The 13,100-nt window shown below is 62.7% G+C and carries 11 protein-coding genes; 10 read left to right on the forward strand and 1 reads right to left on the reverse strand.

The annotated features are described in order from the left end of the window. Genes ACVWXD_RS15435 through ACVWXD_RS15480 form a run of 10 tightly spaced genes read left to right on the forward strand, consistent with a single transcriptional unit; the run spans position 1 to position 12,454 of the window. A complete protein-coding gene (locus tag ACVWXD_RS15435) occupies positions 1–912 on the forward strand; it encodes a glycosyltransferase family 2 protein (RefSeq protein ID WP_181644465.1) in 912 nt (303 codons plus the stop codon). Between the two features lie 29 nt (positions 913–941). Beyond that, on the forward strand, positions 942–1,718 hold the full coding sequence (locus tag ACVWXD_RS15440; RefSeq protein WP_181644464.1) for a polysaccharide biosynthesis/export family protein: 777 nt from the start codon (positions 942–944) through the stop codon (positions 1,716–1,718). 14 nt (positions 1,719–1,732) lie between these two features. Next, entirely contained in the window at positions 1,733–3,724 is a 1,992-nt protein-coding gene (locus ACVWXD_RS15445) for a GumC family protein (protein ID WP_032888220.1), read from the forward strand. Continuing rightward, positions 3,724–4,914: a glycosyltransferase gene (locus tag ACVWXD_RS15450; protein WP_401383728.1), complete on the forward strand. Its 1,191-nt coding sequence runs from the start codon at positions 3,724–3,726 to the stop codon at positions 4,912–4,914. Before ACVWXD_RS15445 ends, ACVWXD_RS15450 begins: the two co-directional genes overlap by 1 nt. Beyond that, positions 4,904–6,232 (forward strand): GH39 family glycosyl hydrolase, encoded by a 1,329-nt coding sequence (locus ACVWXD_RS15455; protein WP_181640421.1) that lies wholly within the window; start codon positions 4,904–4,906, stop codon positions 6,230–6,232. The genes ACVWXD_RS15450 and ACVWXD_RS15455 overlap by 11 nt, the downstream gene beginning before the upstream one ends. Before the next feature lie 8 nt (positions 6,233–6,240). Then, positions 6,241–7,458 carry a glycosyltransferase family 4 protein gene (locus tag ACVWXD_RS15460; protein ID WP_457371170.1) on the forward strand — a complete coding sequence of 406 codons (1,218 nt, stop codon included), beginning with the start codon at positions 6,241–6,243 and terminating at the stop codon, positions 7,456–7,458. Further along, positions 7,449–8,552 carry a glycosyltransferase family 4 protein gene (locus ACVWXD_RS15465; RefSeq protein ID WP_457371171.1) on the forward strand — a complete coding sequence of 368 codons (1,104 nt, stop codon included), beginning with the start codon at positions 7,449–7,451 and terminating at the stop codon, positions 8,550–8,552. Before ACVWXD_RS15460 ends, ACVWXD_RS15465 begins: the two co-directional genes overlap by 10 nt. Before the next feature lie 2 nt (positions 8,553–8,554). Further along, positions 8,555–9,982 (forward strand): O-antigen ligase family protein, encoded by a 1,428-nt coding sequence (locus ACVWXD_RS15470; RefSeq protein ID WP_122754057.1) that lies wholly within the window; start codon positions 8,555–8,557, stop codon positions 9,980–9,982. Continuing rightward, entirely contained in the window at positions 9,982–11,391 is a 1,410-nt protein-coding gene (gene murJ / locus ACVWXD_RS15475; protein ID WP_122756034.1) for a lipid II flippase MurJ, read from the forward strand. Before ACVWXD_RS15470 ends, murJ begins: the two co-directional genes overlap by 1 nt. A gap of 22 nt (positions 11,392–11,413) precedes the next feature. Then, positions 11,414–12,454: an acyltransferase family protein gene (locus ACVWXD_RS15480; protein ID WP_099601513.1), complete on the forward strand. Its 1,041-nt coding sequence runs from the start codon at positions 11,414–11,416 to the stop codon at positions 12,452–12,454. Between the two features lie 26 nt (positions 12,455–12,480). Here the strand turns inward: ACVWXD_RS15480 and ACVWXD_RS15485 are convergent, their stop codons facing one another. Further along, entirely contained in the window at positions 12,481–13,056 is a 576-nt protein-coding gene (locus ACVWXD_RS15485; RefSeq protein ID WP_032888204.1) for a DUF4174 domain-containing protein, read from the reverse strand. Positions 13,057–13,100: the final 44 nt, after the last annotated feature.

The following is a 13,100-nucleotide window of genomic DNA, read 5'->3' on the forward strand; positions in this document are numbered from 1 at the left end:
ATGCGCACCTCCTTGATCATCCCGACCCGTAACGCATCCAGCCACCTGGCACGCCTGCTGCCGGCGCTGAAGATGCAAACCCTGCAACCGGACGAAATGCTGGTGGTGGACAGCGCCTCCAGCGATGACACCGTGGCGCGTTTTAGAGAGTTCGGAGCACGGGTCGAAGTGATCGACGCCCGTGACTTCAACCACGGCGGCACCCGCCGTTGGGCCAGCGAGCAAGTTGGCGGCGACGCGTTGTTCGTGATGACCCAGGACGCTATTCCCACCACGCCCGAAACGTTCGCCAACCTGCTCGCCGAGTTGCAGGAGGACCCGCTCAATGGCGTCGCCTATGGGCGCCAACTCCCCCACCCTGACGCGGGTGTACTGGGCGCGCAATCGCGACACTTCAACTACCCGGAGCACAGCCGCAGCAAAAGCCTGGCCGACGCGCCCACGCTTGGGATCAAGACCTGCTTCAGCTCCGACTCATTCTCCGTGTACCGACGCAGCGCACTGCACGCGGTGGGTGGTTTCCCCGCCGACGTGATCGGCAGCGAAGACGCCTACGTCGCCGCGCGCATGCTTCTCGACGGCTATAAGGTGCGCTACGCCGCCACGGCGCTGGTGCATCACTCCCACGATTACAAACTCATGGACGAGTTTCACCGCTACTTCGATATCGGCGTGTTCTACGGCCGCGAGCCGTGGATCAAGCAGGCCTTTGGCGACGCGGGTGGCGAAGGCAAACGCTATGTAATGGCTGAACTCGCAGCCTTGCGCAAAGCCGGCGCCTTGCACCGCGTGCCGGAGGTGCTGGTGCGCAGCGCGTTCAAATTGCTCGGTTACCGCCTGGGCCATCTTGAGCGTCGTCTGCCTCTCGCCCTCAAGCGGCGCATCAGCATGTTTCCCGGTTATTGGAGGTGAGCATCATGACCCACAGGAAGTCCCCCTTGATGAAACGAACCCTGCTCGTCGTGGCCATGATGGCTCTGGCCGCCTGTAATACACCGGCGCGCATCGTGCCGCCCGACAGCCAGACCGTCGAGGACGGCAAGCGCGCCCTCGACCAACTGGCCCAGTTGCCACCGGCGGTGGAACGCATCCGCATCGGCGACCAGTTGCGCATCGTGCGTGATGCCGGCGAGATGCCGACGCTGTCGGCGTTCAACGTCAGCACGATCTACGAGTTGACGCTGTACACCGTGCAGACCGACGGCAAGATCAACTACCCGTTCCTGGGGCCAATCCAGGTTGCAGGGCGACAGCCTTCGGAGCTGGCGACAGAGCTGACCGGCAAGCTCGCGCAGACATACCGCGAGCCGCGTGTGACGGTGAACATCAATCAGGCGCCGGGCAGCTCGATCATTGTCGGCGGCGCGGTGAATAACCCGACGGCGGTGCAGATCGCCACGGCCAACACGCTGGAACAGGCGATTATCGGCGCTGGCGGGGTGAGCCCGGCGGGCAATGCCAGCATGGTTGCGCTGCTGCGCGAAGATGCCCAGGGCGCCTATCGCGCCTATTTCCTGGACTTCAGCCAACTGCTCAAGACCGGCCCCAACGGGCGCAAACCGGTGCACCTGCAACGCGGCGATGTGGTGTTCGTGCCCAAATCCAACGTGGGCGAGCGCATCCAGGGAGTGGATACCTACATGAACCAACTGATCCCGTTCACCAAGTCCATTGGGGTTGGCTACAACTACACACGCACCAGCGGCGGCAATAACTAAAGGAGCGACATCCTATGATCGAGATCCGTTCTTTTCGTGATCTGCTGCGCCTGTTCTTCATCTTCCGGCGCGAGTTCAAACTGGCCGCCATTGCCGCGTTGGTGATCATACTGCTGGGGGCGTTCCTGCTGCCGGCCAAGTACGAATCCACCGCTCGACTGCTGGTGAAACCGGGCCGCGATTCGACCCTGCCCATCGAGATCAGTAATCGTCAGGCGCTGGTGATGCCCAGCACCCAGCGCGACCCGATTGTCGACGAAGAACGCCTGCTGACCGGGCGCCCTATCGTGCGTGCAGTGGCCGAGCACTACCTGGAAGTCATCAACAATGCGCCGCCGCCGGAGGGTTTCTGGAAGCGCACCAAGCACGCCGTCAAGGAGGGCGTCGGCGCGGTGTTCGACGGTATTCGCGTGGTGCTGGAAAGCGTCGGTGTGATCGAAAAAACCACGCCGGTGGAACGCCTTGCCGCCAACCTGGAAAAGAGCTTTGAAGTGAGCCACGCCGCCGGTTCCACGGTGATGGACATCAGCTTCACCTGGGGTGATCCGCAAATCGCCCAGGCGGTGGTCAAGGATTGGGTCGAGACCTACATCAACGAACGTACCCAGGCTCTGGGGCGCAAGAGTTTGTATGTGTTTTATGAAGGTCAGGTGTCCACCAGCGCCACGGAGATCAAGGGCTACAAGGAGCAGATCCTCACACACCTGAATGAGATCGGTGCGGCCAGCATCACTGATCGCCTGGAAGACTTGTCCGAGCGCATCAACGTATTGCGCGGCGAGACGTTCAACACCACGCGCCTGATCGCCTCCTCCGACAGCGCCATCGCGAGCACTCGCACGCAGCTCAAGACCCAACCCAAGGAAGTGACCACGGTTCGCCAGATCGCACTGAACCCGCAGCAGCAGGACTTGCGTCGCCTGCTCAACCAGAAGCTGCTGGAAAAGGCCGACATGATGCGCACCTACACGGATAACGCGCCGCCGGTCAAAGCCCTGGATGCGTCGATCCGCGCGATGCAGGCCCACGTCTCCAGCGAAAGCAACACCGTGCAGAGCTCGGAAAATCGTGCGCCCAACACGCTGGAAATCCACTTGCAGCGCGTGCTGCTGGATGAAACGAGCAACAACCTGGCGCTGCGCACTCAACTGGTCCAGCAGCAAAAGCAACTGGTCAACCTTGAAGCTCAACGCAAACAAGCCCTGGAGATCGAACCGGAGTTGACCCGCCTGGGCCGCGAGCTGAGCACCGCCGAACGCAACTACGCGTTGTACGTGGACAACCTGGAAAAATCGCGTATCGACCGTGAGCTGGATAACAGCCAGATCAGCAACATCGCGGTGATCGAAGAAGCCACCCTGAACCCCGGCCGCATCTTCCCGAAAACCCTGGTGATGCTGCTGTTGGCGATTCCGTTTGCGATCGTCGTCGGCCTGCTTGTGATCTACCTTTGCTACCTGCTCGACCAGCGCATCCACGACGGTGGTTTGGTGGAACGCAAGTTCGGCCTGCCACTGTGGACGACCCTGCCGGAGTTGGACACCAGCACCGCCCAAGGCACCAACGCGTTCAATGCAAGCATCTACCGCTTGTACGGCTTGCTGCAGTTGGAGCGGATTGCCGAGCAAGGCATGACGCTGGGGCTGACCTCGGCGCGCCATGGCGAGGGGGTGACCTTTGTGGTGGAACACCTGCGTCAGTTGCTCCAGGAAAACGGCATCAACGTGCGGGTCGGCGGGGCTGAACCTGCCAAACCGGGCGAAGTGGTGCTGCTGGACGCGTCGGCGCTGCTGGATAACCGCGATGCGTTTATCAACCTGCGCCGCGCCGACCTGATCGCCCTGGTGGTGGAAGCGAATACCAGCACGGTGCCCGTGGTCGAGCACGCGCTGTCGATCCTCAACACGGCATTCGGCAAGGTGGACGGCATCATCATCAACCGGCGTAAGTTCGAAGTGCCGGCCAAGGTGCTTAAATTCATCGCCAAGTACCGGGGAGCGTTCTGATGCGCATCGCCCTGCTCGCCCCATTGCCGCCGGAAAAAAACGGGATCGCCGACTACGCGAACCATTTCCGCACGGCATTGGAACACCTGGGCGTAACGGTGCTGACGCCGTTGACCGGTGTGGCGAGCAACAGCGAGGCCATCAAGCAGGCTATCGCTGCATTCGACTGGCAGAGTGTGGACCTGGTCCACGCCGAACTGGGCGGCGGGCGGCTGGGGGAGTTTCTGGCCCTGCGTGAACTGCGCAAGACCTACCCGGCATTGCCCTTGACCGCCACCGTGCATGACCCGGAACGGATCGTGTGGCGGCGCGAGCAGTTGCCATTTCCGTTGAACCTGCTGGACCGCTTGCCGAGCCCGCTGCCCCAGGCGGCGGTCGTGCTGGCCGACCCACTGACCCTGCGTGAAGAGCGTCAGGTCGCTAAAGGCCTGACGCGGCTGATCACCCTCACTCGCCTGGGCGCCCAATGCCTGAGCCAGCGCATGCAACTGCCGGCGGGCAAAGTCGCGGTGATCAACCACGCCAACCTGGCCATCCCACCCGTGCCGCTGCCGCCGTTGGACACGCTGCACCTGCTGTACTTCGGTTTTATCTACCGGGGCAAAGGCATCGAGGACCTGCTGCAGGCACTGGCTGCCGTGTTCGAACAAGCCCCTGAATTGCGAGACCGTGTGCGCCTGACCCTGGCCGGAGGCACAGCCGCCGAAATGGCGTTTGGCTCAGGCAGCAATTACCTGGAGCAGTTGAATAGTCAGATCGCCGACCTCGGCCTGACGGACGCTATCGATTGGCGGTTGAACTTGCCGGCCGACGACATCGCCCAGACCATTCAGGCGCACCATGTGATGGTGCTGCCGTACCGTGAATCGAAAAAACTCGGCCTGCTCGGGCGCCAGCGCGGCACCAGCGGCGCGTTGTCCTGGGCGGCGGCGTGCGGGCGTGGAGCGATTACCTCGGATGCCCGGGCGTTTGCCGAAGAAGTCGCCAGCGGCAACGGCGCCATCTACCCCGAAGGCGACGTGGCCGCGCTCAGCGAGCAACTGCTGCGTCTGGCGCGCACACCGCTGTTGGCCCGGGACTGGGCCGAACGCGCCGGCGAAATCGGCCGTGAGCGCTTGTGGCCGTTAACCGCGCAGAAGTTCGCCGCACTGTTTGGCGACGCCATTTCAGGAGCTCGCCATGGCGCGTAAACGCACCTACTTCGCCACCCTGGCCGTGGTCGCTGCCTTGGGCCTGACTGCGTTTTTTTGGGGGCGCCAGGCGGATGCGGAAAGCCATGTGCTCAAGGGCAACAAAGAGGTGGTATGGAAGGATTTCCTGGGGGTGAACGCGCAATTCCTATGGTTCAGCCCCGAGCGTTATCAGAAGCAGATCGACCGTCTCAAGGCGCTGGGTTTGGAGTGGGTGCGCCTGGACCTGCATTGGGATCAGTTGGAACCCGTAGAGGGCCAGTACCAAGTGGCAACCCTGGACCAACTGGTGGGCAAGCTGCAGGACAACCAGCTCAAGTCGGTGTTTTACCTGGTCGGCTCGGCGCCGTTTGCCACCACTGCACCGGCGGGTGCGCCCTTTCAGGACCAGTACCCGCCGAAGGACCCGAACGTGTTCGCCAACCGCATGGCGTTGCTCGCCCAGCGCTACCCCAGCGTGGACGCCTGGCAAGTGTGGAATGAACCTAACCTGCTGGGCTTCTGGCGTCCGGTGGCCGATCCGGCCGGCTACGCCACGCTGCTGACCACCTCAGCCGCCGCGCTGCGAGCGATGAGCCCGAGCAAACCGGTGGTCGCAGCCGGTATGGCGTTCTTCAGCGAAATGCCTAACGGCCAGACCATGTTCGATGCCCTCGGCGCACTCGGCGTGGCCAGCCTGAATACCGTCATCTCCTACCACCCCTACACCCAATTGCCCGAAGGCAACGACCCCGCCAACCTGGACTTTATCGCCAAGACCACCGCACTCAACCAAGCCTTGCGCACCGGCGGTGTGCAGACCCTGTGGAGCACCGAATGGGGTTGGTCGACCTACACCGGCCCCAAAGACGCCCAGGACATCATCACCCCACAGGCCCAGGCCGATTACGTAGTACGCCGCCTGGCGCTGATGAGCGCGATGGATTACGACAAGATCTTCCTGTTTACCTTGAGCGATCTGGACCAGCGCGCCAGCGTGCGTGACCAGTCCTACGGTTTGCTGGACATCGACACTAACCCCAAGCCGGTCTACACCGCGCTGAAAAACTTCCTCGACGTCAGCGGGCCGAAGCTAATCCCCGGCGACCCACCCACCGCCGACCAATTGCCCGATGGCCTGTTCAGCATCGGCTGGACCCGCACGGATGGTCGCAAGTTATGGTTTTTTTGGTCGGCACAGGGCGGTGACGCTCACTTGCCAGGATTGGCCAGCGCGACCCTGTATGACCCGCTGCGCGGCACGCAAACCCCGGTGAGCGGCACCAACGGACTGACCATCACGGTCAAGCCAAACCTGCAAATACTGTTATGGGAGTGAGGCCTGCGATGCGCATTTTATGGATCCTGCCCTACTCGCCCTGGCCCGCCACCAGCGGCGGCAAGACGCGTCAGTTCCATTTGCTGCGCAGCCTTGCGGCGCGTGGGCACCAGATCACCTTGCTGCTGCATGACAAGCACCCGGTGTCGCTCACCGACCGCCAGGTGCTGGAGGCGTTTGTCGAACAGTTGATCATCCTGCCGCGCCGCCCGTTGCGCAGTTTCAAGACCCTGGTGGCCGGGCTGTTTGCGCCCTACCCGCTGCTGGCCAGCGTGAATGGTTTGGCGGGCGAGTTGCAGGACACTTTCAATTGGTTGCTGGGTGAGCAGTGGGACGTGGTGCAGATTGAGCACAGCTACAGCTTCCAGCCTTACGAAGATGCACTGGCGCGCAAGTCACAGCCGTTTGTGCTGACCGAACACAATGTGGAGTCGGCCCTGGGCGCAGCCACTTACGACCGTTTGCCGCGTTGGGCGCTGCCGTTCATTCGCTACGATCAATGGCGCTATACCCGCTGGGAACGCCGAGTGATGCGCCAGGCCGCGCAGGTGGTGGCCGTCACCGACAGCGACGCGCAGATCCTGGAAAAAATCGCCGGAAAACCGGTACCGGTGGTGGTCAATGGCGTGGACTGCGATCACTTCGCCGCCGCCCGTCCCGACCCGTCGACCCGACGCGTGCTGTTCCTGGGCAACTATGAATACGCGCCGAACGTGGACGCCATCGAATGGGCGCTGGATGAAATCCTGCCCAAGGTCTGGGCGCGCTGCCCGGATGCGCGCATGAGCGTGTGCGGTTTCGGCATGCCGGGCAGTTGGCGCGAGCGCTGGAAGGACGCGCGCATCGAGTGGCAAGGTTTCGTGCCCGACCTGCTGAATCTGCAATCAAGCTGCTCGGTCTTTCTGGCGCCGTTGCGCCACGGCGGCGGGTCGAAACTCAAGGTGCTAGAAGCCCTGGCCGCCGGCCTGCCGTTGGCCAGCACCGAGCAAGGTGTATCCGGGCTGGACTTGGTGGAAGGCCTGGACTACCTCGGCGGACAAAGCGCCACCAAGCTGGCCGATGCGGTGGTACGCCTGCTGCAATTCCCCGACGCCGCCGCGCCCATGGGTGAAGCTGGCCGCGCCTACGTGCGTCGGGCCCATGACTGGAGCGTCGCCGCCAGCCAGTTAGAGCAGGTGTACGCCACCCTCGCGCCGCAGAACCAAAAGGAGCCGGCATGCGTGTAGGCCTGGATTACCGCACCGTCGGCACCTCGCCGCAATCGGGCATCAGCCGCCAGGTGTATGCGCTGGAGAGTGCGCTGCACACGCTGCCGAACATCGAAGTCGAGCGCTTTACCGTGGCGCCCCTGGGCGATGAAACCCGGTTGTGGGCCCATTGCCCGGCTTGGGGCTGCGCCAAGACTGCCATGCACCAGCCACAGAATCGCCTGCGTTTCGAGGCGGGTTTCTTGCCGCGAGCGTTGCGCGAACACCATGTCGGTCTGTACATCAGTACCTTCAATATGGGCCTGCCGTTGCCACCCAAGCCTCAAGGACTGCGCACCGTCGTGCTGTTGCATGATCTGTTTCAGATCACCCTGAACAACTACCACGCCAACCGCTTGAAGGCGTTGATCTACAAGACCAGCGATCGCCTGTCGATTGCCTACGCGGTGCACAGCGCCGACCGCGTGTGGACGCCGTCGCAGTACAGCGCCGATGAAACCGCGCGGCTGTTCCCCAAGGCGGCGGGCAAGATTCGCGTGTTGCCCAACCAGGTCGATGGGTTCTCCGAGCTGGCCGCCGACCTCAGCACGCGCCAGTTGCCTGCGCGTTACTGGTTGCTGGTGGGCACCCGCGAGTTGCGCAAAAACGTGCCATTTCTGGTGGACGCCTGGCAGCAAGCGCGACGCCAATCGCCCTCAGTGCCGGAACTGGTATTGGTAGGCAGCCTCGATCATTTGCCCGAAGCCCAGCGCACACTGCCAGGTATTCGCGCCTTGAGCGGTGTGTCGGACGCTGAGTTGCACGCGTTGTACCGCCGGGCCTCGCGCCTGTGGCAGCCGTCGTATGCCGAAGGATTTGGCCTGCCGGTGATCGAAGCCTTGAGCGTCGGCACCCCCGTGGCGGTGGCCAGCGGTACATCACTGGATGAAATCACGCCACCGTCAGCCCCCCGCTTTTCGCCCACCGATGGCCCGGCGCTGACGCAATTGATGATAGGCCTGGGCGAGCAACCCGACGAAGAATCCCCCGAGCAACGCCGCCAGTGGGCGCAACGCTTCAACCACCACGCTTATCGCCGGCGCCTGGCCGAACTGATCGAGGAACTGACGTGAGAGTGAATCTGGCAAGCCTCGTCGCGATACTCTTCGGCCTGCTGTTTGGCGCCCTGGCTTTGCTGCTGTCGCCGGCCAAGGCGTTTCTGGCCGTGGTCGGTCTGGCGGCTGCGGTGACCATCCTGCGCTTTCCGTTCTGGGGCCTGTTGCTGTTTGCGGCCGTGGCGACGTTCATGCCGTATTCCACGGTTAACCTGGGCATTCGCACCACGGTGAGCGAGGCGATTCTGGCCCTCACCTGGGGCGCGATCCTGTGGCACAGCTTCCTGTCGCGCCTGCCGCAAGCGCCCAGCCTGACCCGACGGCCCACCGACCAAATGCTGTTGTGGCTGATGCTGTTCAGTGCGTTCCCCTTCATGGTCGGTCAGGTTATCACCCACGCCGACAGCAGCGGCTTGGCCAACTGGCTGCGCTGGTTGCTGAACCTGTCGGGGGTGTTCCTCGCGGCCAAATTGCTGGTGGATCAAAAGCACCGCGAATCCCTGGTGATCGCACTGTTGCTCGGCACCCTGGCGATGTTGGTGTTGTCCATCGGGGTATTCGTGCGCACACGCTCAGGGGCCGGGATCGCGCCGATTCTTGGCCTGTTCAACTACGCCAATTTCGACATGCTCAAATTTGGTCTGGAGGCCATGTCTTCGCGCATGGGCTCGCCGTGGACGCACCCGAATGCCATCGGTGGGATCATGGCGTTGCTGCTGCCTTTAGCCTTCTGCTTCGGCATGACCGAACAAGGCTGGAAACGCGCACTCGGTTTGGGCGTGGCCTGTTTGGGAGCGGCGGCATTGCTGCTGGCCAGCAGCCGTGGCGCGATGGTCAGCCTGGCGCTGGTGCTGATATGGATGGCCTCACGGCGCGTGCCGTACACCGGTCGCCTATTGATGATCGGAGCGGCGCTGACGATAGCGCTGGTGATGGCTTATCCACCGTTGCAGGATCGCCTGGCGACGATTTTTTCTACGAACAACGCCAGTACCGAAGTGCGTTTCGATGAATACCGCATGTTCCCGCAGGCCGTGGCGGCCTATCCGCTGGGCATCGGCTTCAAGGTCGACCCGCCAGTGCCGGGCACTGGTCTGCTGGGCATCTCCAACCTGTGGCTGAACTACATCTACAAGATAGGCCTCGTCGGCATGCTGCTGTTTGTGGCGGTGACCGTCCGCTGGTGGCGTGAAGCCCGTCCAGAGAAAGGTCCGATCCGCCTGACCAAGGACAACGCCCTGTGGCTGGGTACCACGGCGGGGATTCTGTCCGCGCTGGTCAGTGGCTTGTTTGACCACTACTTCAGCTTTGCGGTGGTGATGGTGGCGCTGTTCTGGCTGATGGTGGGCATCAATGTGTTGGAGGCGCGGCGCTTGTTTCCGGCGCGCCTGCCGCAGGTCAAGACAGTGACCTACCGTAAACCACTGTTCAACGGCGCACGGCCCTGATGCTGGGCTCCGCCGCATGGCTGACCCTGGCGACTCTGCTTGGCCTGTGCCTGGGGTTCGCCCGTGAGTGGTTGCTGGTCGCGGCGTGGGGCGCGGGGGAGCGCAGTGATGCGTTCCTGATTGCGCTGTTCTTGCCCGAGGCGCTGCGCATGTCTTTGGCCGGCGGCGTGCTCAGTGCGGCGGCGTTGCCGTTGTACCTGGCACGCAAGGATGGCGAGCGGCTGGACTGGCTGGCGGTATTGTTTCCGGCCTTGATGCTGATCGCCTTGGTGACCAGTCTGCTGCTGACGCTGTTGGCGCCGTGGCTGGTGCAAGTGCTCGGCCCAGGGTTGGCCGACACCGCGACGGCGTTGGCCAGCAGCAACCTGCAGGTCGTCGCCTGGTGCGTACCGGGGCTGATGCTGCATGCGCTGTTCAGCATTCCATTGCAGGCCAGCGAGCGTTTTGTGCTGGCCGGCTTGGGCTCGCTGCTGTTCAACCTGCCACCAGTGACGTACCTCGCCCTCGCCGGCACCGCGACTCAACCCCACTCACTGGCCCTGGCATGCCTCGCCGGCAGCCTGCTGATGCCATTGGCGCTGCTGCCGTCGATGTGGCGCCAAGGCTGGCGGCCGTGGCGCTGGCAGCTGACCTTCGCGCCGTTACGCGAGCTGGGCCAACGCATCGGCCCCTTATTGATAAGCAACGGAGCCAGCCAGGGCCTGGCGCTGATCGAAAGACTCGTAGCATCGCTGCTTGGCGAAGGCGCAGTCACCTGGGTCAACCTGGCCCGCAAGCTGATGAACCTGCCGCTGATTGCGCTGATGAGCCTCAATCAGGTGCTGCTGGGCATGATGAGCCGACGTCAGGGCGATGCGCGCCTGGCCCTGCTCAAGCGCGGCCTGGAAACCGCCAGCGTGCTGACGCTGCCCGCCGGCGTCGGGCTGGTAGCCGCCGCACCAAGCCTGGTGGCGCTGCTGTTGCCCCAGCAATCGTCTGACTCACCATTGCCGCTGCTGCTGGCGTGGTTTGCCGTGCCGTTAGTGTTCGGCGCCTGGAACGCCTTGCTCGCGCGTTACGCCTACGCCGCCGGCGATACGCGCCAGCCGCTGCGCTGCGAATTGCTCGGCAGCCTGGTCAACGTGTTGCTGCTCTGCGTCTTGCCATTTGTGTTCGGCCTGGCAGGAATTCCACTGGCCGCGCTGGCGGGAGTGATCTGCACCGCGCTGCTGCTGATGCAACGCCAAACACTGCTCGGCGCCCTGCCCTGGGCCCGGCACTGGCTACTCAGTGCGCTGGTGCTGGGCGTGGCGGCGCTGGTGTTGTTTCGTCTTGAAGGCGTATGGCTGCAACTGGGGCTGAGCACCCTGGCCGGTGCCTTGGTATTGCTCGGGATGGGGCTGTGGCTGAAACCATGGCGCAAGGCATGAAGGGTTGACTGGGGAAACGCAGATGAAACATCGCTGGATCCAAATGGACATCGCCAAAGGCATCGGCATCCTGGTGATCGTGTATGCCCACAGTTGGTTTGTCGCCACGTCACCGGACCTTATGTATCTGATCCTGGCGTCGTTCGTGCTGCCTTTGTTCTTCTTTCTGTCGGGGGTCCTTTTCAAGCCTGAACAGCCCTTTCTCGAGATGGCGGTGCGTAAGGCGGATGGCCTGCTCAAGCCGTTTTTCTTCACAATGCTGGTGTACGTGATCGTGCGAGATCTGCTGCGCGGCCAGCCGCTGCTGCCGGATATCGGCGGCGTGTTGTATGCCTCGGTGGACACCATCCCATGGCAGGCTCTTTGGTTTTTGCCGCACTTTTGGGTGGCGATTCTGTTTGGTTGGGTGCTGCTACGGTTGATCCAGCGTCTTTCGCTGGCCGTGAGTTGTGTACTGATGCTGGTGCCGCTGCTGATCGGCATCTGGATGCTGCCCTGGTTCTGGCAATTGCCGGTGACGGTCGGCGGGCAAACCTGGGTACTGCCCGGCTTGCCATTCAGTCTGGACATCACGCTGATCAGCAGCGCGTGTTTCGTCTACGGCTATCTGCTGCGGGACTGGCTGCGTACCCATGCGGGGTCAGTGCTGACCCTGTTGCTTTCGGTGGCGCTGTTCGCGGTTGTGTTCATCTACAGCCACGACACCATGGACCTGGCGCAACGGCGCTACGACCACTGGCTGTGGACCAGCCTGCTGGCGGTGATTGGTGTTTACGTGTGCTGGGCGCTGGCACGGGTGCTGATGGTGTCGGCCCTGATTACCCGGGCGATGACCTATATTGGCCAATCGACGCTGATTTTGTTGATCTTCCATGGCGAGATCCAGCACAAGACGTTTGACCTGATGGAGCGGCTGGGGCTGCATGCGTTTGTCGCGGCGTGTATCGGTTTTGTCGTGGCTGTGGTGGTGCCGTTGTTGATCGGGGAAGTGATCAAGCGGGTGGCGTTTTTGCGGTTTTTCTACTTTCCGTTTCCGGTGCGTAAGCCGCAAAAAACCCTATAGGCGGCGGGGCCTACAGGGTTTCGGGTTCAGTCATCCAGTTGTTGAGGGGCTGGCTTGCTGCCCGGCTTTGCGGGCTTGGCGCCCTTGGCTGGCGCTGGTGGGGCGGGTTCAGGTTCTGCGGCGGCAGCGGCTTCTTTCTCCGCCATGGGCATCTGGTCGATGGTGCTGAAGAATTCCTTCAAGTCGAGGGTATCCGGTGGCACGGTCTTCTCAAGTTTCTTATCGCCATCCTTGCCGATCAGGATCACCTTAGTGCCGCTGCCAGCGCCAAGTTTGAGTGCGCGGATCAGTGCATTGGTTTCGGGCGGCGTTAGCTTTTTATTGTCCTTTGGGTCCTTGGCGAACTTCTCGCCTTCGGCGCCAATGCTGCCGAACTTCACGGTGTAGAACACCATGGCGCGCTCTTCAAAGGACTGCTTGATGGCGGGCTCGTCCAGTTGTTTCTTAAGGGTCGCCAGCGTGGAGTTGCCTGAATCAAGCTCAACCACCACCAACGGCCGGGCCTTGCCCAGATCCTGCTTGAGCGGGTTGATATCATCAGCAGCCAACAGCGGCCCCGTAAAAGCCATCAAGGTAGCCAGGGTCAGCGACCGGATGAGCATGCGCACCTCCTTTGAATTCCATGCAGGGTTCTTGAGTTTCATGT

The organism is Pseudomonas sp. TE3911, assembly GCF_054062775.1.